The sequence below is a fragment of the Shewanella aegiceratis genome, assembly GCF_019457495.1.
Lineage (GTDB): Bacteria > Pseudomonadota > Gammaproteobacteria > Enterobacterales > Shewanellaceae > Shewanella > Shewanella loihica.
Window position 1 is genome coordinate 1,664,148 of record NZ_CP080416.1, and the last position, 17,679, is coordinate 1,681,826.

General features: G+C 54.0%; 20 protein-coding genes and 1 tRNA gene. 18 read left to right on the forward strand and 3 right to left on the reverse strand.

Going from position 1 to position 17,679, the window contains the following annotated elements; all coding sequences use genetic code 11:
* Positions 1 to 12: 12 nt before the first annotated feature.
* Both K0H80_RS07450 and K0H80_RS07455 read left to right on the forward strand, forming a co-directional pair.
* On the forward strand, positions 13 to 315 hold the full coding sequence (locus K0H80_RS07450) for a hypothetical protein (protein ID WP_220073577.1): 303 nt from the start codon (positions 13 to 15) through the stop codon (positions 313 to 315).
* A 3-nt stretch (positions 316 to 318) separates the two neighbouring features.
* Positions 319 to 720 carry a protein-export chaperone SecB gene (locus K0H80_RS07455; protein WP_220073578.1) on the forward strand — a complete coding sequence of 134 codons (402 nt, stop codon included), beginning with the start codon at positions 319 to 321 and terminating at the stop codon, positions 718 to 720.
* 290 nt (positions 721 to 1,010) lie between these two features.
* Here K0H80_RS07455 and K0H80_RS07460 read toward each other — a convergent pair.
* The 3 genes from K0H80_RS07460 to K0H80_RS07470 form a co-directional block, all read right to left on the reverse strand.
* Positions 1,011 to 1,087: transfer RNA gene (locus K0H80_RS07460), tRNA-Pro, on the reverse strand.
* 180 nt (positions 1,088 to 1,267) lie between these two features.
* The gene (locus K0H80_RS07465; RefSeq protein ID WP_220073579.1) at positions 1,268 to 3,055 is read right to left on the reverse strand and encodes a DUF3413 domain-containing protein; all 1,788 of its coding nucleotides are present in this window, start codon (positions 3,053 to 3,055) and stop codon (positions 1,268 to 1,270) included.
* 100 nt (positions 3,056 to 3,155) lie between these two features.
* A complete protein-coding gene (locus tag K0H80_RS07470) occupies positions 3,156 to 3,371 on the reverse strand; it encodes a YejL family protein (protein ID WP_011865270.1) in 216 nt (71 codons plus the stop codon).
* 77 nt (positions 3,372 to 3,448) lie between these two features.
* On the opposite strand from K0H80_RS07470, the gene yejK reads away from it, so the two are divergent.
* From yejK to K0H80_RS07550, 16 genes are all read left to right on the forward strand, one after another.
* Positions 3,449 to 4,480, forward strand: coding sequence for a nucleoid-associated protein YejK (gene yejK, locus K0H80_RS07475; protein ID WP_220073580.1), 1,032 nt, complete (start codon positions 3,449 to 3,451; stop codon positions 4,478 to 4,480).
* Positions 4,481 to 4,709: 229 nt separating this feature from the next.
* Entirely contained in the window at positions 4,710 to 5,594 is an 885-nt protein-coding gene (locus K0H80_RS07480) for a 6-carboxytetrahydropterin synthase (protein WP_144198469.1), read from the forward strand.
* Between the two features lie 84 nt (positions 5,595 to 5,678).
* The gene (locus tag K0H80_RS07485; protein WP_491572524.1) at positions 5,679 to 6,521 is read left to right on the forward strand and encodes a M23 family metallopeptidase; all 843 of its coding nucleotides are present in this window, start codon (positions 5,679 to 5,681) and stop codon (positions 6,519 to 6,521) included.
* Between the two features lie 297 nt (positions 6,522 to 6,818).
* Entirely contained in the window at positions 6,819 to 7,520 is a 702-nt protein-coding gene (locus K0H80_RS07490) for an LON peptidase substrate-binding domain-containing protein (protein WP_220073582.1), read from the forward strand.
* A 57-nt stretch (positions 7,521 to 7,577) separates the two neighbouring features.
* Positions 7,578 to 8,216: a sigma-70 family RNA polymerase sigma factor gene (locus tag K0H80_RS07495; RefSeq protein ID WP_220073583.1), complete on the forward strand. Its 639-nt coding sequence runs from the start codon at positions 7,578 to 7,580 to the stop codon at positions 8,214 to 8,216.
* Positions 8,209 to 8,976, forward strand: a complete 768-nt coding sequence (locus tag K0H80_RS07500) for a ChrR family anti-sigma-E factor (protein WP_220073584.1) — start codon at positions 8,209 to 8,211, stop codon at positions 8,974 to 8,976. Before K0H80_RS07495 ends, K0H80_RS07500 begins: the two co-directional genes overlap by 8 nt.
* Before the next feature lie 49 nt (positions 8,977 to 9,025).
* Positions 9,026 to 9,970: a YbgA family protein gene (locus tag K0H80_RS07505; RefSeq protein ID WP_220073585.1), complete on the forward strand. Its 945-nt coding sequence runs from the start codon at positions 9,026 to 9,028 to the stop codon at positions 9,968 to 9,970.
* On the forward strand, positions 9,967 to 11,400 hold the full coding sequence (phrB, locus tag K0H80_RS07510; RefSeq protein ID WP_220073586.1) for a deoxyribodipyrimidine photo-lyase: 1,434 nt from the start codon (positions 9,967 to 9,969) through the stop codon (positions 11,398 to 11,400). Before K0H80_RS07505 ends, phrB begins: the two co-directional genes overlap by 4 nt.
* A 1-nt stretch (position 11,401) precedes the next feature.
* Positions 11,402 to 11,845 carry a nuclear transport factor 2 family protein gene (locus K0H80_RS07515; protein ID WP_220073587.1) on the forward strand — a complete coding sequence of 148 codons (444 nt, stop codon included), beginning with the start codon at positions 11,402 to 11,404 and terminating at the stop codon, positions 11,843 to 11,845.
* A 9-nt stretch (positions 11,846 to 11,854) separates the two neighbouring features.
* The gene (locus K0H80_RS07520; RefSeq protein ID WP_220073588.1) at positions 11,855 to 12,577 is read left to right on the forward strand and encodes an SDR family NAD(P)-dependent oxidoreductase; all 723 of its coding nucleotides are present in this window, start codon (positions 11,855 to 11,857) and stop codon (positions 12,575 to 12,577) included.
* Positions 12,574 to 13,827, forward strand: coding sequence for an NAD(P)/FAD-dependent oxidoreductase (locus tag K0H80_RS07525; RefSeq protein ID WP_220073589.1), 1,254 nt, complete (start codon positions 12,574 to 12,576; stop codon positions 13,825 to 13,827). The genes K0H80_RS07520 and K0H80_RS07525 overlap by 4 nt, the downstream gene beginning before the upstream one ends.
* On the forward strand, positions 13,824 to 14,627 hold the full coding sequence (locus tag K0H80_RS07530; RefSeq protein WP_258406204.1) for a DUF1365 domain-containing protein: 804 nt from the start codon (positions 13,824 to 13,826) through the stop codon (positions 14,625 to 14,627). The genes K0H80_RS07525 and K0H80_RS07530 overlap by 4 nt, the downstream gene beginning before the upstream one ends.
* 147 nt (positions 14,628 to 14,774) lie before the next feature.
* Entirely contained in the window at positions 14,775 to 16,010 is a 1,236-nt protein-coding gene (locus K0H80_RS07535) for a class I SAM-dependent methyltransferase (RefSeq protein ID WP_350354815.1), read from the forward strand.
* The gene (locus tag K0H80_RS07540) at positions 15,988 to 16,497 is read left to right on the forward strand and encodes a DUF2878 domain-containing protein (RefSeq protein WP_220073591.1); all 510 of its coding nucleotides are present in this window, start codon (positions 15,988 to 15,990) and stop codon (positions 16,495 to 16,497) included. Before K0H80_RS07535 ends, K0H80_RS07540 begins: the two co-directional genes overlap by 23 nt.
* A gap of 63 nt (positions 16,498 to 16,560) precedes the next feature.
* A complete protein-coding gene (locus tag K0H80_RS07545; protein WP_220073592.1) occupies positions 16,561 to 17,049 on the forward strand; it encodes a chalcone isomerase family protein in 489 nt (162 codons plus the stop codon).
* The gene (locus K0H80_RS07550; RefSeq protein WP_220073593.1) at positions 17,046 to 17,579 is read left to right on the forward strand and encodes a DUF3833 domain-containing protein; all 534 of its coding nucleotides are present in this window, start codon (positions 17,046 to 17,048) and stop codon (positions 17,577 to 17,579) included. The genes K0H80_RS07545 and K0H80_RS07550 overlap by 4 nt, the downstream gene beginning before the upstream one ends.
* Positions 17,580 to 17,679 lie beyond the last annotated feature (100 nt).

Below are 17,679 nucleotides of genomic sequence, written 5' to 3' on the forward strand. Positions count from 1 at the left end.
GAGACAGTAGCTATGAATGAACTTTATGAGAATACATTAAAACTTGCTGAAGAGTGGCTGAATAGTGTAGAGGATGAAGTTTTTTTACAGGATTTCAATCGCCTAAATGTTGTCGGTGGACCGACAGTGTCTGAAGTGCTTGAATCTTTTCAGACATTGCAGCCTTACTATATGAAAAGGGATTTATATACTCAACTGTATGATTCAGAAATGGATGTTCAGTTTTTTGGAATTTGTATTGATGCGCTACCTATTCATATTGATGATGGAGAATGCTGTAGCGCAAATGACGATGAATATGCGTTGGCTGCCTAAGAAATGAAAATTAAGATTATAGATAGTGAAGTAGTAAGTTTGCTTGTAAAGCCCGTTAATGATGACGTTTTTGAAGACGAAAATTCTTTGCATTTTGGGTTTACTCCTAAATTTTCGGAAGAAGAATCAAGAGATTACTGTATAGACTTTCAGGTTAACGTTGTTCACAAGGCTGGGTATAGATATGAAATAGAGTACCGTTCTCATTTCAGTTGTGATGATGTTATTGATGAACAGTTTAAGAGCTCAAAATTTATATCCGTTAATTCACCAGCAATAGCTTTTCCATTTTTAAGGGCTTATGTTGCTAATTTACTTTTGCTGTCTGGACATGACCCAATTATGTTGCCTACCATTAATTTTGTAGCTCTTGCAGATAGAGAAGGAAAATCACGTTCTGGGTGATTTTCAAAAAGTTTTCAATTCGATCTAACTGTGTAAATCGAGACAATGATATCAAGTTCATTGTCTCGATTTTTTTATGGATCATCACAATGATTTGTTATTCGACCATTAGAGGATGCTGGTTTATTACTACTAAGCCTAGTGGCGCCTGCCTGTTAATTTATCATTTCAAACAGTGACCATATCTAAACTGCGTGCGGTCTTTCCGACTACTAAATAGATATATGATAGAGCAGTTAACAAATCCCAGATAGCAAAAAGCCAGCTTCTCAGCTGGCTTTTCTAGTATTTGGTCGGTATGAGAGGATTCGAACCTCCGACCCCTGACACCCCATGACAGTGCGCTACCGGGCTGCGCTACATACCGATTTTATCCAAAGCAGCAAAGACTTGGGGCCTGCTTCGAACAGGCAGAACTTTATCAAGTCGTTTGCCCCTGTGCAAGTGTTTCGGCGGTTGAGCCCTATCGACTGGCTAGTTTATAGTCGCTGTCGGCTCAACCTAAGTCGTTGGCGCATAGCGATCTAATGTTCAGTGACTCAAGTTTCTAGTGATTGTAGAAGCGTCGTCCTTCGCGCATCACCTGGATCAGCTCGGGCGCGCTTATCTTCTTGTTGCGCAGACGCTGGCTATAGTCACGGTTATAGATACGGTACTTGCCGTGTCTGTCGATCACAGTGATCTCATCTTCCTGATAGATGCCAAACACTAGGTTGTCGCCGATATAGGTCCAGTTCTCGCTTTGGGGCTGCAGTATGTTGCGCCCGGCGCTGTAGTCGCTCGGCTTGTTGGTGCAGTCGAGCAGCTGGGTCATCAGGGTCGGCACCACGCCGTAGTGGCTGCTGGGATAGGTGACCGTCTTGTCATACTCCATGCCGGGCCAGTGGATGATCAAAGGCACATGCACGTTGGCCGGTGACAGGTTGCCACGCTGGTTGTCGTTGTCGCCGGTAAACACCTTGCCCGACACGCCGGTGACCATCACGAAGGTGCTGGCCGGTAGGCGCTCGATAAGCTTTTGCAGCTGCTTGTCGACAAAGTTGAGCGACTGACGGTATTGGTTGAACAGCACTTTCTGTGCCGGCTTGAGCGGCGTGCTTGGCTTCACCGTCTCGATACCCAAGAAACCGATTGGGGTGTCGTAGCTGTCGGGGCTCTGCAGGTTGAGCAGGGCAAACCAAGGCTTGTCTTGCTGCATACGCCACTGGTTAAAGCTGTCGATGGATTGAATATCGGCATCGGCCACGCCGTTGGTGAGCGGCTGAATGTGCGAGGTCATATCCTGATAGATGGCCTGTGGCTCGATATTGCTGGTTTCAGGGGCGAAACGCGCCAGGGTGTAGCCCTGTTTGGCCAGCTCCTGGGTGAACACAGGTGAGCGATAGCTGAGATCGCTGGCGGCGATATAGCTACCCTGCAGGCCGTAGAGTAGGGAGAACATGCCGCTGTTGTGCATATTGCCGCCGCTCAGGTGCTGCTTAAATTCATGGTTGTGTTTGCCGTATTCGTACAGGAAGGGCATGGTCTCTTTGTCTACCAGATCGGCCCTGAAGCCATCGATGGCGATCACCAAGATGTTAAGCTCTGGGTCGGCGCTACACTGCAGCGGCGATATTGGGTAGTTGAGACTCGGTTGTAGCTTGCTTGGGTCTTGTGCCTTGCTGCTTTTCTCTATGCCGTGGCTCTCCATGAAGGAGCGCGCGGTGGCAGGATAAGAGAGTGGATAGGCGTCATCCAGGCGGGTGATCTCTGTGATATCGGCGGCGTCTGCCCAGATATGAATCAGGTGACTGCTGACGAAACAGAGGCCGATAAACAACACCACCTTAGGGCCGTAGTTAGACTTGCGGATCTTTTCTATACGCTTCCACAGGTAGTTGGCGGCGGTCAGCTCCAGGATGATGATCCCCAGCGGCGTGACGATATAAGAGGTGCCTTGCAGCAGGGCATTGAGATCGGCCCAGGCGATGTCGAACACAAATGGACTAAGGTGCAGACCATAGTCGTCGTAAATCAGGGTGTCATACAACAAGATACACAGGCCAAGGGTGGCGGCAAAGGCGGCGAGCCCGCGCAATATCTTTGAGTAGGGCAGCAGTAGGGTGATGGGAAACAGCACCACCAGATAGACGATGAAGGCGAGGAAGCTAAAATGCCCCAGGGTGCTGATGGCCAGATAGCCCCAGCCAATCCAAGACTCGGGCGCGCCGACGGTTTCAATATAACGGACGCCGACTATCATCGCCAAGAAGCCGTTGAAGAAGGCAAACCAATGCCCCCAACTGACTAAGCGTGACACACGATCACGGCCCATCTCTTTTTTACGCTCGATCATAGGGATCCGTTATTTGTTGAAATACTTGTCTATCTTAATTTTTTTTAAGGCGGATTGGCCAGTTTTTTGCGAACAAAAACCGCTTTTTTAGCCGTTAGTGTTAGCTTTTTACCGACTGGGTCAGCGCCTTGGCAAACTGCTCGGCCACTTGGGCACGCGCTTCTTCAGGCACCTTGCGTAGCAGCAGATCTGTGACACAGTTGCCCAGCACCATAAGGCTGAGGTCGGTCGGCGCCTGGTGCTTGTCGAGTACTGCCAGGATCTCGGCGATAACGGCTTCGACCTGGGCGTTTGAATATTTAGATTGGATAGCCATATTTAAAAATTTTTTCACTTTAATTTGAAATAGCGGCATATAATAACGGATTTCTACCAACATCACTATCGAGGCTTATGAGTATTAACGTCGAACAAGCAATTATTCACGCGATATCCCAAGATGGCGAAGGCCAGCTCAGCTGTAGATTGCGTCCACAACCGCTACTAAATAGTCAAGCCGTCGAAGCCATGCTCGAAGAGCTGCATCAAACCTACACCAGTAAGTCGGGTAAGGGGTTTGGTCATTTTGGTACCCACGGCGAAGATGGTGAAGCCAACCCACAGTTTAAAGAGGCCCTGAGCCAGTATCTGGGTGGCGAGCTTGGGTTCGTCGAGTTCTCAGGCATGGCGGGTAAGCTGCTGCAGGAAGAGCTCGCCAAGTATGACTTCAGCCAAGGCGGCTTCCTGGTGCTGGCCTGTTATACTTATATGACCAGCGATTACCTGTTTGTCTCTCTGCTCAACGCCAAGTCGTCGATGACGGTTCTGGATGACATGGAGCTGTCGCAAAACACTCACCTGGATCTTAACAATGTGCAGCTGGCTGCCCGTATCGATTTGACCGAGTGGCAGGCCGATCCGGACTCGCTCAAGTATATCTCCTTCGTGCGCGGCCGCGCCGGACGTAAGGTGGCGGACTTCTTCCTCGACTTCATGGGCTGTGTCGAAGGGGTGAATACCAAGGCGCAGAACAAGTCGCTGATGAACGCGGTAGAAGATTTCGTGGCCAGCAGCGAGCTGACCAAGGATGAGCGCCAGCAGTGCCGCGAGAAGGTGTTCGAGTACTGCACCGAGCGAGTCGATAGCGGCGCAGACATTCAGCTTAAAGACCTGGCCGATGAACTGGCCGATGCGGGCATGGACTCCTTCTATGACTTCGCCCAGGGCGGCGACTATGAGCTGGAAGAGGAGTTTCCCGGCGATAAGCCGACCCTGCGTCAGCTGAAAAAGTTCTCCGGTACTGGTGGTGGCGTGACCATCAGTTTCGACGGTCAGCATCTGGGCGAGCGGGTGATCTATGATCCCATCTCAGATTCTATCTTGATCAAGGGCGTGCCGGCTAACCTGAAAGATCAGCTGGATCGTCGCCTCAAGGGCGGTCAGTAACCCATTAACGGGCTATTCAGCGCCAGAAAAAAGCGTCTGTGTTAGACGCTTTTTTCGTTTATGATGCTTTAAATAGCTTGTAATGGTCAGGCGGCGAACGCTTAGGCCCTGTGCGACTTGCTAAAATATCGCAGATGAGTTGAAATTATCTGTTGAAACTAGAGTGTCCTCCGGCCGTTTGCCGATGGGATCAATTAAGGTGGACTGTTTTTCTGCCGACGGAGCGTAAATGCAACTTTTTGTTAGAGATTTAACCGTAATCGATTTTTCTTACCTGTGTCCTATCCGTGGCATGGTGGGAGAGAGCTGGATCGTCGATGTGCTGCTCGATGGTGGCCTGGACGATCAGAACATGGTGCTGGATTTTGCCAAGGTGAAACGCACTATCAAGAACACCATTGACGATGTGGCCGATCACCGCCTGCTGATCCCCACCGCCTGCGCCGAGGTCAGATGGCAGCAGCAGGGCGATCGTGTTTGGATGGACTTCAACAGTCTACAGGGGGATATTCATCTTGCCTGTCCCGCCCAGGCCTTTGCCCTGATCCCGACGGAAATTATCGATTTCGACAGTGTTAACGCCTTCTTGCAAAAAGCCTTGAAAGAGGTGCTGCCCGACAACGTACAGGGCATTGCGCTGACACTGCGTAACGAGCTGCATGAAACGCCTTATTATCACTACTCACATGGCCTGAAGAAGCACGATGGTAACTGTCAGCGCATCGCTCACGGTCATCGCAGCCCGATCAACGTGTTTGAAAATGGTATCGCCGCGCCTAAGTGGGACGAGTATTGGGCCCGCCGCTGGAAAGATATCTATCTCGGCAGCGAAGATGACCTGGTCGAGGTGGACGAGCTGGACCTGTCACCTCAGACAAGCGTGAGCGATGAGACCCACTATGGTTTCCACTATGTGGCGCCGCAAGGGGATTTTCAGTTGGCCATGCCTAAGAAGCGCTGTGAGATCATCCCCCACGACACCACGGTAGAGCTGCTGGCCGACTTTATCGCCACCACGTTGGCGAGCGAAAACCCAGAGAGCGAATTTAAGGTTATCGCCTATGAAGGCGTGGGTAAGGGCGCCATCGCCTCTAAAGGCGAGCGCCACGTCTAGCAGCTTGTCAGACGTTTTAGTTAGCCTTAATCCTTTATTAGCCTGAATCGATAGGAGTCGAATTTGAACTTGTTGCGCTTAGTTGTGGCTGTACTCTGTCTTGGTGGCGCCGTGGGCGCTAAGGCCGAGGTTAACTTGAGTGGCAAGATGGAGCAGGGCGCGCTGATCCGCGGCCAGGCTCAGGCGGGAACCCAGGTATGGCTCAACGGCGAGCCGGTCAAGGTCAGCCCCGAGGGGCTGTTTGCCTTCGGCTTCGAGCGGGAAGCCACTCTGAATCAAGAGCTTAAACTTGTCTACCCAGATGGCCTGACCCAGCTTATGCCACTCAAGATAAGCGAGAAGCAGTACAAGATAGACAAGGTCAACGGCATCGCCAAGAAGATCATGAAGCCAGATCCTAAGGCCCTAGAGCGCGCGGCCAAAGACAGCAAGCAGGTCAAGGCGGCCAGAGCCACCTTCTCGGGGCAGACTGCCTTTACTCAAGACTTCATCTGGCCGCTGACGGGGCGCATCTCGGGCGTGTATGGCAGCCAGCGGGTCTATAACGGCAAGCCGGGTAATCCTCACTATGGCGTGGATGTCGCCGCCAAGACGGGCACTGTGGTGGTGGCGCCCGCCGATGGCGTGGTGACCCTCTCGGTACCTGACATGTTTTATTCTGGCGGCACTATGATCATCGATCACGGCTATGGGGTGAGCTCTAGCTTTTTGCATCTGAGCAAGCTGTATGTGAAGCCGGGTGAGACCATCAAACAGGGCCAGCCGGTTGCCGAGGTGGGCGCCACCGGACGCGCCACCGGGCCGCACCTTGACTGGCGCCTCAACTGGTTCCAGATGCGACTGGATCCCGTGACTGTGGTACCGTCCATGGCGAGTGTGCTTGAGCGTCAAACCCAGGCCAAACAGACCAAACAGGCCAATAAGTAGGGAAGTAGGGAAGTAGGGAAGTAGGGAAGTAGGGAAGTAGGGCGAGTAGGGAAAAGTGCTCTCTGACAAGGAGAGTGGAATGAAATATTAGTGAAGGCGGCCAAGGGTCGCCTTTTTCATGTCTCCTGTTATTAACTCCGCTTTTTATTAATCCTTCGCTTGCGTATCCCATCTGGTACTTAGGTGATCGATTCTCATCGGCGCTGCGTATGCAAGTTATAGGTCAAGCAGATATCGTAAGCAGCAAAGTTACTGCGCTTAGGTTTCTGCGTTGGAAAGCATTTAAGCAGATGAGTCGTGTCAATCAGTATGAAGATCACCCATGAAACCAGCCCTGCTACCGGGGCGCAGCAAGCGGGTCACACAGAGTCGCGGCAACAGCAGCCCACTAAGCTAGCGGAGCAGACCCTGGCGGTTTTTCCCCTGCCGCTATTTGTGCTGCCGGGGGGCGTGCAGCGCCTGAGGATCTTCGAGCAGCGTTATCTTGCCATGGTTTCAGAATCCTTGGTTTCAGAATCCGTGGCGGCCGAGTCTACAGGCAAGGGCTTTGTGATCGCCCGCTACGATAAGGCGTTTGACTTCAATGTGCCCGACTGGGGCACTAAGGTGCAGATAATCGATTTTCACCACGGCGAAGATGGCCTGCTGGTGATCGATGTTAGGGCCAGTCACCTGGTGAGCCTGGACAGTTTCGATGTGCGTGGAGATGGGCTCTTGATGGCTCGCTGTCATTACCGTGACCACTGGCCGACTCTTGCCGCCAGTGCCAAGCGCGGCGAACTGGGGCTCGCCCTGAGCGCCCTGTTTGCCAAGCATCCACAATTGGCCGAACTCTACCCGCAACCAGAATTTAATCGCCTGGATTGGGTCTGCGCTCGCTTTTTAGAGATATTGCCTTTATCTTTGAATGAGAAGGAGAAATTCATCTTGCCCGGCAGTTTTCCCCAGGCAAAATCGTTTCTCGATACATTCATTTTGGGTCAGGACAAAATTAATTGATCCTCGCCGCGCACACCTGCGTATAGGCCTTTATGTAAGGGTCATACGTGAGTACAGATGCAGACATTTGTTAGCGCTGGCGCCCCGGATAAAGGGAGTGCGAATATCAAGAGTCATCCAGAGACGCAGGTGCCCGCCGAGCTGTCGACCTGGCTGGTGCGGGTTGCTGATGCAAGGGACAAGCAGGCGTTTACCCGCCTGTTTCAATTCTTTGCACCTAAGATCAAACGCTTTGGTATCAAGCAGCTAGGCAACGAGGCTCAGGCACACGAGTTGGTGCAGGAGACCATGAGTAACGTCTGGCGCAAGGCGCATCTCTATGACGGCGACAAAGGTGCGGCCACTACTTGGGTCTATACCGTGATGCGCAACGCCGCCTTCGATATGCTCAGGCGCGTCAAGGCCAAGGCCGAGATGAACCTGGGCGACGATATCTGGCCATTGGACCTGGCGCAGGTCCAGAGCGATGAAGAGCCGCTGCATTTCGCCGATCATCTGATGGAGAAGCAGATGCTGGCCTATATCGACAGCCTGCCAGAGGCCCAGCGCGCCGTGGTCAAGGGTGTCTACTATCAGGAGCTCTCCCAGGAGCAGCTGGCCCAGCAATTTGGCGTGCCAATCGGCACCATCAAATCCAGACTCAGGCTCGCCCTGGCAAAACTCAAGCAGCAGATGGGAGACCAGCAGCATGATTAATCACCATCCCACTTCTGACGTTCTGGCACAGTTTGTTGCCGGTAACTTACCCGCCTCGGTATCCGTATTGGTCGCCAGCCATGTGGAGCTATGCAGCGAGTGTACCCGAGCGGTGCAGGCTCTCACCGAGCAGGCCGCCACCGACGCCTTCGGCGAGTCTCGTCAAGAAGGCTTACGAGATGAGCCTCAGGCCGCTGGCTTAACGGATGTTTCTGCCTTGGACGATTTTGATGGTTTTGACGATTTTGATGGCTTGGACGATTTTGATACTTTCGACCAGTTCGGCGACTCAGACGAGTTTGCTGATTGCATTAACGCCATCACGGCCCTGGAGCGTGACGATACGCAGCAGTTGCCGCAAACCGTCACCGAGATAGCCGTGGGCGGTGAGCGCATCCCGCTGCCGACCGCGCTTAAGTCTATCCCCCTCAAGGAGTGGCAGGGTATGGGTAAGCTGTCCCGCTCGCGCCTGGCGCTGGACGATGGTGACCTCAGGATGAGCCTGCTGCACATAGACAAAGGTGGCAGCGTGCCTTGTCACACCCACAAAGGGTTCGAGATCACCTTGCTGCTGCAGGGCAGTTTCACCGATGAGATGGGCGAATATCGCAAGGGCGATTTCATCTGGCTCGACGGTCAGCACACTCATCAGCCGGTGACAGAGGAGGGCTGTGTCTGTCTCACGGTATCGAGCGACGCCATTCGTTTCACCCAAGGGATGAGCCAGCTGCTTAACCCAATCGGACGTTTTATCTATTAATCCGAGTACTAATTCGAGTACTAATCCGAGTCTGCCAACTGGAGGCGCCATGAAGAAGAAATTGAAGATTGGCATCAGTGCCTGTGTGATGGGCGAGCCGGTGCGTTTCGACAGAGGCCACAAGAAATCGGGCTTCTGTATGGAGCAGCTGGCGGAGTTTGCCGAATTTAAACCTGTGTGTCCCGAGATGGCCATCGGCCTGCCGGTGCCGCGCCCGACCATCAGGCAGATAGTGCGGGATAACATCATTACCGTGTCCCGCCCCGACGGCAGCGGCGATGTGACCCAGGCCCTTAAAGACTTCGGTGCCAAGGTCGCCCAGAACTATCAGGATCTGGCGGGGTTCGTGTTTTGCGCCAAGAGCCCAAGCTGCGGCATGGAGCGGGTCAAGGTGTATCATCACCACGGCAAGGGCTCAGAGTCCACCGGCATCGGCATCTTTGCCGAGCAGGTGATGAAGGCTAATCCGCTCTTGCCCTGTGAGGAGAATGGTAGGCTGAACGACCCCATCATTCGCGAAAACTTCACCACCCGCATCTTCACCTATCAGAAGTGGCTGGATCTCAAGGCGGAGGGGCTGACCCGGCACAAGCTGATCCAGTTCCATAGCGCCCATAAGTATCTGGTGATGAGCCATCATGTCGAGAGCTATCGCGAGCTGGGCCGTCTGTTGGGCCGCGCCGACATTGACCTAGAGGAGCAGAGTGAGCGTTATATCTCGGGGCTGATGCAGGCGCTTAAACATAAGGCGTCCCGTCGCAGTCACACCAATACGCTGCAACATCTGCAGGGCTACTTTAAGCGTCAGCTTGACGAGCATAAGCGCCGCGAGCTGACCCAGGAGATCGCCGCCTATCGAGAGGGGCTGTCCCCACTCCTGGTGCCGCTGACCCTGATAAAACATTATCTTATTGAGTTTCCAAATGAATACCTGCTGCAGCAGGCCTATCTGAACCCCCATCCTAAGGAGCTGAGATTGAGGTACGGCTATTGAGCGCACTCTTGTGGCTGAGACGGGATTTCCGTCTCCATGATAATCCCGCCCTGTGTGAGGCGGTGCGGCTCGGGGTGAAACAGGCGCTCTTTATCGCCACTCCAGCCCAGTGGCAGCAACATGATATGGCGCCGATAAAAGCCGATCTCATTCGTCGTCACCTAGAGTTGATGGCAGGTGGGTTAGCTGAGTACGGCATCGAACTGGTCATCTTATCCGCCGAAGACTTTAGCAATCAGGTAAAAGTTCTTTGTGACTACTGCCGCGACCATGGCGTCAAGCTGCTGCTGGCCAACAGCGAGTCTGAGCTCGATGAGCAGGAGCGCGATAAACAGGTAATGACGGCGGGGATCGATCTGCGCCTGTGGCAAAACGATACCATCTTGCCGCCGGGTAGCGTGCTCAACCAGCAGGGGGAGATGTTTAAGGTCTTTACCCCTTTCAAGAAGGCCTGGCTAAAGTGTGTGGCGGCGCAGGGCATAGAGTGTGTGCCGACGCCGGCAAAATTGGTCGGTGATGCTCAAGCAACGGCTAAGCTAGCACAACAGCTAACACCACAGCCAACACCACAATCATCAAGCATCAGCCTAGATTATCCCCTGGTGGACTCCAGCCGATGGCCCGACAGTGAGCAGGTGATGAGTCAGCTGCTGCCCCATTTCTGGCAAGACAAGCTGCTCGAATATGGCGCGCGGCGCGACTTTCCGGCCATCAAGGGGACATCAGGCCTGTCGCCTTATCTGGCCATAGGGGCGATTAGCTCGCGCTGGCTAGCGCTGCAACTGGTACAGCGTCATCCAGAGGTGATATACGACACTCAGCACGGCGCCTTCACCTGGCTCAACGAGCTGATCTGGCGGGATTTCTACAAACATCTGCTGTTTCACTATCCCGAGCTTATCAAGGGCAGAAGCTTTCAGCCCAAGTACGAGTCGCTGCCCTGGCCCAATAACGAGGCCCACTTTCAGGCCTGGTGTGAGGGGCGAACCGGTTATCCCATAGTCGATGCGGCCATGAAACAGCTGCGCCGTACCGGCTGGATGCACAATCGCCTGCGCATGATAGTGGCGAGTTTCCTTACCAAGCATCTGCTGGTGGACTGGCACAAGGGCGAGCGCTTCTTCATGCAGCAGCTGATCGACGGCGATTTCAGTGCCAACAACGGCGGCTGGCAGTGGGCCGCCAGCACGGGCTGCGATGCCCAGCCCTATTTTAGGATCTTTAACCCCATCACCCAGAGCCAAAAGTTTGATCCTCGGGGTGACTTCATCCGTAAATATCTACCAGAGTTGAGTGAGGTGCCCGACAAGCAGATCCACTTCCCCCATGACTATTTAGCGAGTCAGGGCAAGGCTGAGATCTACCCTGCGCCAATAGTGGACCATAAGGCGGCGCGCCAAAGGGCCCTGGCATTTTATAAGGTGGAATAGGATGACGAAGATGATGGCTAGCGCCCTGTGGTTACAAAACTTTACTGCCGTGTACCGCGAACTGGGTACGGATAATCTGGAGGCGCTGCGCAAGATCTATCATCCCGAGGTGGTGTTCTGCGACCCTCTGCATCGCGTCGAGGGGCTGGATAACCTGCTGGGCTACTTTCAGGGCCTCTACCGCCAGGTGATCAGCTGTGAATTCACTATCGAGCATGTGTTTGAGGTTCAAGGTGAAGCCGCCGTCTACTGGACCATGACCTTCAGGCACAAGCAGCTTAACGGCAGCCAGCCCATCGTGGTCGAGGGACATTCTCGACTGAAGGCCAAAGACAACAAGGTTGTCTATCACAGGGATTATTTCGATGTCGGCGCCATGTTGTATGAACAGCTGCCGCTGCTCGGTGGCCTTATCCGCGCGGTCAAACGCCGCGCCTTGAACTAGGAGGCAGGGATGAAACTAATGATAACGGGTGCCACCTCTGGAATAGGCAAGCAGCTCGCCCTTGGCTATGCCAAGGCCGGGCATCAGGTAATCGCCTGCGGTCGCAGCCAGACAAAGCTAGATGATTTGACAGAGGCGCAGCCTAACATCAGCACCCTGTGTTTCGATCTGATGCAGTACGATAGCTATCCTGCGCTCGCTGCCGACCATGGGCCGCTGGATCTGCTTATTCTTAACGCTGGCGACTGCGAATATATCGACGATGCGCTTAATTTTGATGCCGAGCGTTTCGACAAAATTATCAATATTAACCTTATCGCCATCGGCTACGCCCTGCAGGCCTGGTTACCCAATTTGAAGCCTGGCGGTCGCCTAGTGTTGGTCAGTTCCAGCGCCCAGCTTTTGGCGCTGCCACGAGCCGAAGCCTACGGCGCCTCTAAGGCGGGGCTGAGTTATCTGGCCAAGGTGCTGGCGATCGATCTGGCTAAGCATCAGATAGAGGTAACCTTGGTGCATCCAGGCTTCGTGCAGACGCCGCTAACGGATAGAAACACCTTTGTCATGCCCATGATGATCGGCGCCGAGGAGGCCGCCTCGACCATAATGCGCGGCATCGCCAAGGGCAAGCGCGACATTCGCTTCCCACGCCTGTTTATCTGGCTGATGCAGAGCCTCTCACTGTTACCTTTTTCGCTCTGGCGCCGTCTCGCCATGAGGATGGTGTCTCCATGAAAAAAATTGCCATTATTGGCTCGGGTATCTCGGGCCTGACCTGCGCCTATCTGCTGGACAAGCATTATGATGTGACCCTGTTTGAGCAAAACGATTATGTGGGTGGACACACGGCCACGGTCGATGTGCACCATGAGGGGCGCGACTATGCCATAGATACCGGCTTTATCGTGTTTAACGACAGGACCTATCCTAATTTCAATCGTCTGCTGGCCTTGCTCGGTATCGAGGGGCAGGCTACCGAGATGAGTTTTAGCGTGCACAATCGCCAGACGGGTTTCGAGTACAACGGCCACGGCCTCAATAGCCTGTTTGCCCAGCGGCGTAATCTGTTTCGTCCCCGTTTTTGGCGTCTGCTAAGTGAGATCTTAAGATTCAATCGTCTCTGCAAGGAGTGTTACGGCCAGGATACGGTACCTGATGGGATGACCCTGGGGGAATTTCTGCAGCAACATGGTTTTTCTCGCTTTTTCAGCGAACACTACATTCTGCCCATGGGCGCGGCCATCTGGTCGACCAGCCTGAAAGAGATGCAGGCTTTCGAGCTTAGGTTCTTCATCCGTTTCTTCTACAACCATGGCCTGCTCAACATCAGCGACAGGCCCCAGTGGTATGTGGTGCCCCGTGGCTCACGTCAGTATGTTGAGGCGATCCTCGCGGGCCTCTCTTGTCCGGTACATTTAGGTAGCCAGATTGAGGGGGTTTATCGCCAGGAGGGTGAGGTGAGGCTGGTGTTGCAAGGGGGCGAGACCCAGGTATTCGATGAGGTGATCTTCGCCTGTCACTCGGACCAGGCCTTGGCCCTGTTAGGGGACGCCACGGTCGATGAGCAAGCCGTGCTGGGCGGCATTCCCTATAGCCGTAACGAGGTGGTGCTGCACACAGACATCAGTCTGCTGCCTAAGCAGCCACTGGCCTGGGCGAGCTGGAACTATATGCTGGATGATAATCTCGAGCGCGCCGCCTGCGTCACCTACAACATGAATATCCTCCAAGGGATCGACAGCGATACCACCTTCTGCGTCACCCTGAATCAGAGTGAGGAGATAGCCGAAGATAAGGTGCTGCGCCGCTTCGTCTATCATCATCCAGTGCTTAACGAGGCCAGCTGCCGCGCCCAGCAGCGACGCCTGGAAATCTGCGGTAAGTCCCACACTCACTTTGTCGGCGCCTACTGGTATAACGGCTTTCATGAAGATGGGGTGCGCAGCGCCCTGGATGTCACCAAGCGCTTCGGGATGAGCCTATGAGCGTCAATGGCCAATCATCTGTTGCCTCTCAAGCGAGCGAGCAGCGAGAGCCAAAAGCCCCTGTGGAGCATAGCGGTATCTATACCGGCCAGGTACGCCATCGCAGGTTTGGTGAGATCCCACACGCCTTTGGCTATCGCCTCTACATGATGGGGCTGGACCTCGACGAGTTGGCAGATGTTAGCTCCCGTAGCTGGCTGTTTGGCCAGCGTTGGTTCAACCCCATACGTTTTAACGAAAAAGATTACCTCAAAAATGAACCCGGCAGCCTTAAGCAGCGTATTGCCCAGAAAGTCGCCGCACTCGGTGGAAGTTGGCAGACAGAAAACAGGGTAGTGATGCTGGCTCAGTGCCGCTGCTTAGGGGTTTATTTCAGCCCCATCAACTTCTACTTCTGTTACGACGCGCAGCAGGTTTGCCGCTATATGTTGGCCGAGGTGAGTAACACCCCCTGGAACCAGAGGCATTACTACCTGCTGAGCCTGGAGGGCGAAATGAAGCTGAAGAAGGCATTTCATGTGTCGCCCTTTATGGCGATGGAGATGACCTATCATTGGCGAGTTTCGCCGCCGGCGGCCAAGGCGTTGGTGCATATCGAGAACCATCAGGAGGCTAAGGTGTTCGATGCCACCCTGGCACTCGACAGGCAAAGGATCACTCCGGCTAATCTGCTGAGCACCTGGGTCAGAATCCCTGCGATGACGGTGAAGATGCTACTCGGGATCTACTGGCAGGCGCTTAAGCTGTTTCTCAAGCGGGTGCCCTTTATCGCGCACCCAGATGCCGATAGCGCGAGTTAAACCAGTAGCCAGTCACGCTAGAGGTGCAGTTAGCGCAGGCGGACAGCAGCAGAGCATGGCGACAACCCAGAAGTAGATGGTATTTCATTTAGCGAGGTAGAGATGGAACAGACAATCAAACAAGTAAATGGTGTAAGGCCTCGCGCTGTGACAGTGGAACTGGGCACAATGCAGAAGTATCGCGCCCTGGTCATTCGCCTGTTGGGCCAGCTCAAAGGCGGCTTTATCACCCTCATCGAAGGTGATACACAGCAGCAGTTTGGTGAGCGCAGTGCAAGCCTCAGAGCTCAGATAAATGTGTTGGATCCCAGCTTCTATCGCGACCTTATCCAGGGGGGCAGCATAGGCGCCGCCGAGGCCTTTCTCGATGGCAAGTGGACCAGCCCGGATCTCACCCGCCTGATTCAGGTGATGGCCCGCAATCAAACCCGGCTGGATGCGCTGGAGCAGAAGATGGCCTGGCTGACCCGCATCAAGCATCTGCTGCTAAGGCTGAGTCAGCGCAATACTGAGCAGGGCGCCAAGCGCAACATCCTGGCCCACTACGATATTGGTAACGAGCTCTACGAGCGCTTCCTCGATGACTCTATGCTCTACTCCTGCGCGCTTTACGGCGACAGTGCTCAGACGCTCGCTAAGGCCCAGCAGCATAAGCTGCAAACCATCTGCGAAAAGCTTGAGCTAAAACCCGGCGAGCATGTGCTGGAAATAGGCACAGGCTGGGGGGCGCTGGCCATCTATATGGCGCAGCACTATGGCTGCCGCGTCACCACGACCACCATATCCGATGCCCAGTATCAATATGCCAAGACGCGGATTGAGCAGGCGGGCCTTAGCGACCAGATAACCCTGCTCAAGCAGGACTATCGCCGCCTGACAGGCCAGTATGACAAGCTGGTGTCGATAGAGATGATTGAGGCGGTGGGCCACGAGTATCTGGGGACATTTTTTGAGACCTGCTCGGGCTTGCTGAAGGATGATGGCAAGATGCTGCTGCAGGCGATCACCATCAGTGATGGCCGCTACGAAAAATACCGTAAAGGCGTCGACTTCATTCAGAAATATATCTTCCCCGGTGGCTGTCTGCCGTCTGTGGCCGTGATGAGTGAGCAGCTGGCCAAGCGAACCGACATGGTGATCTGCGATCTGGAGGATATCGGCCTGCACTATGCCAGAACCTTGTACGACTGGCGTCAGGCGTTCGACCAGGCCTGGCCGGAACTGGAGGCGCTTGGCTATGACGAGCAATTTAAGCGTCTCTGGCTGTTTTACTTCTGCTACTGCGAAGGGGCATTTAAGGAGCGACTGATCGCCACCCATCATCTGGTCGCCCGTAAGCCCAGGTATTTTGGTGCTCAGGATGAAAGCGTTCTGGCTTATTAATCTTGGCCTGTTTCAGCTGGCCTGGTGGTCGGCGGCCTGGTTAACAAACTCGGCCAGCTACATCATCTCTGGGCTGATCGTGCTGCACTGTCTGCTGTCCCCCTGTGTGAAGGCGGATCTTAGGCTGATGGCGCTTTTACCGCTTGGGCTGCTTGTGGATGGAGCGCTCATCGCCCTCGGCACCTTTCGCGGTGTCGAGTCTGCATTTCCCCTCTGGCTAGCCCTGCTGTGGGTGATCTTCCTGATGAGCCTCAATCACAGCTTACGTCTGCTATCCGGGCTCAGTCTGCCCTGGCTGATGCTCATCGGCGCCCTTGGTGGGGCGGGCAGCTATTGGGCCGGCGTGAGCCTGGGCGCCTTAACGACCCAAGTCTCGGCTATCAGTTTTTGGTTGATCGCGGCGCCAGTCTGGGCAGTGCTCTTGCCCTTGCTGGTTTGGGGACAGGGGAAGGTCTCAGCGCCGCAAGCTAGCAAGCTCATTCGGTAACAAGCTCATTAGGTAAGAAGCTTATTAGGTCAGAAGCTATTAGGTAAGAAAGCGAGGTGAGTCATGGGCAAAGTTCTATTGCTATTACTCTTAAGCCTGAGTGCTCAGGCCGCGGATCTCGACAGGCTACATAAGATAGGTAGCGCCGAGATGCAGTATCTGTTTTGGACCTTGTATCGAGCAGAGCTGTATAGCGCTCAGCCTGACTATGAGGCGAGTGCCGATAAGGCGCTGAAGATAAATTACTACCGAGATATCGAAAGCGATCTGCTTATCGAGGCCACGGTAGAGCAGTGGCGTCACCTGGGGTACTCAGACGAGCAGATAACCTCTTGGCAGCGGCAAATCCAGGGGCTCTGGCCCGACGTGCGCGAGGGTGACAGCCTGACCCTATGGGTGAACAGTCAGGGCGACAGCTATTTCTACTTCGGTGACAAGCCGCTTGGGCAGATCCAGGATCGCACCTTCGGCGAGGCTTTTCTGGCCATCTGGTTATCTGAGCGCACCTCAGAGCCTGAGTTAAGACAGGGCCTATTGGGATTAAGACAATGAAAAATATCGTTTTAGCATTTGTGACCTCCTTTTTTATCTTGCTGCTTAGTGCCTGTGGCAGCGCCTCACTTGAGGACTATAGCGACACCACCCCTGAGCTGCATCTGGACAGCTTTTTTGACGGTAAGCTAAAGGCCTACGGCATAGTGCTGGATCGCTCCGGTACCCTGATAAGGCGCTTCGAGGTGGATATGTTGGCTAACTGGCTGGGCGATAGGGGCGAGATCCAGGAGTGGTTTGTGTTCGATGACGGCGAGAAGAGCGAGCGCACCTGGCAGCTCACCAAGCTCGATGATAATTCCTACCAAGGCAGCGCCCAAGATGTGGTGGGCACAGCCCTTGGGCAAACCCGAGGGGCGGCGCTGTTCTGGCAGTATGAACTCGAGATCCCGGTAGATGGCGAGATCTATCAGGTGACCTTAGATGATTGGATGTTTCTGCTCGATGATAAGCGCCTGTTCAACAAGACAGAGATGAGCAAGTTTGGCATCAAGGTAGGAGAAGTTATCCTCTACATCGAGAAAATTTAGGGTTAAATCGCCAACCCGTTTGCAGTCGTCATTTAAAATCGCGTTTGAGCATGCGTCTGGTTATCCAAACCTCATGGTTTCTACTAACATAAAGACTGAT

Excerpts from the sequence above, each read along its gene's own strand:
- K0H80_RS07450 (WP_220073577.1), top strand. The coding sequence starts at position 13 with ATGAATGAACTTTATGAGAATACATTAAAACTTGCTGAAGAGTGGCTG.
- K0H80_RS07455 (WP_220073578.1), top strand. The coding sequence starts at position 319 with ATGAAAATTAAGATTATAGATAGTGAAGTAGTAAGTTTGCTTGTAAAG.
- K0H80_RS07465 (WP_220073579.1), bottom strand. The coding sequence starts at position 3,055 with ATGATCGAGCGTAAAAAAGAGATGGGCCGTGATCGTGTGTCACGCTTA.
- K0H80_RS07470 (WP_011865270.1), bottom strand. The coding sequence starts at position 3,371 with ATGGCTATCCAATCTAAATATTCAAACGCCCAGGTCGAAGCCGTTATC.
- yejK (WP_220073580.1), top strand. The coding sequence starts at position 3,449 with ATGAGTATTAACGTCGAACAAGCAATTATTCACGCGATATCCCAAGAT.
- K0H80_RS07480 (WP_144198469.1), top strand. The coding sequence starts at position 4,710 with ATGCAACTTTTTGTTAGAGATTTAACCGTAATCGATTTTTCTTACCTG.
- K0H80_RS07495 (WP_220073583.1), top strand. The coding sequence starts at position 7,578 with ATGCAGACATTTGTTAGCGCTGGCGCCCCGGATAAAGGGAGTGCGAAT.
- K0H80_RS07500 (WP_220073584.1), top strand. The coding sequence starts at position 8,209 with ATGATTAATCACCATCCCACTTCTGACGTTCTGGCACAGTTTGTTGCC.
- K0H80_RS07505 (WP_220073585.1), top strand. The coding sequence starts at position 9,026 with ATGAAGAAGAAATTGAAGATTGGCATCAGTGCCTGTGTGATGGGCGAG.
- K0H80_RS07515 (WP_220073587.1), top strand. The coding sequence starts at position 11,402 with ATGACGAAGATGATGGCTAGCGCCCTGTGGTTACAAAACTTTACTGCC.
- K0H80_RS07520 (WP_220073588.1), top strand. The coding sequence starts at position 11,855 with ATGAAACTAATGATAACGGGTGCCACCTCTGGAATAGGCAAGCAGCTC.
- K0H80_RS07525 (WP_220073589.1), top strand. The coding sequence starts at position 12,574 with ATGAAAAAAATTGCCATTATTGGCTCGGGTATCTCGGGCCTGACCTGC.
- K0H80_RS07530 (WP_258406204.1), top strand. The coding sequence starts at position 13,824 with ATGAGCGTCAATGGCCAATCATCTGTTGCCTCTCAAGCGAGCGAGCAG.
- K0H80_RS07540 (WP_220073591.1), top strand. The coding sequence starts at position 15,988 with ATGAAAGCGTTCTGGCTTATTAATCTTGGCCTGTTTCAGCTGGCCTGG.
- K0H80_RS07545 (WP_220073592.1), top strand. The coding sequence starts at position 16,561 with ATGGGCAAAGTTCTATTGCTATTACTCTTAAGCCTGAGTGCTCAGGCC.
- K0H80_RS07550 (WP_220073593.1), top strand. The coding sequence starts at position 17,046 with ATGAAAAATATCGTTTTAGCATTTGTGACCTCCTTTTTTATCTTGCTG.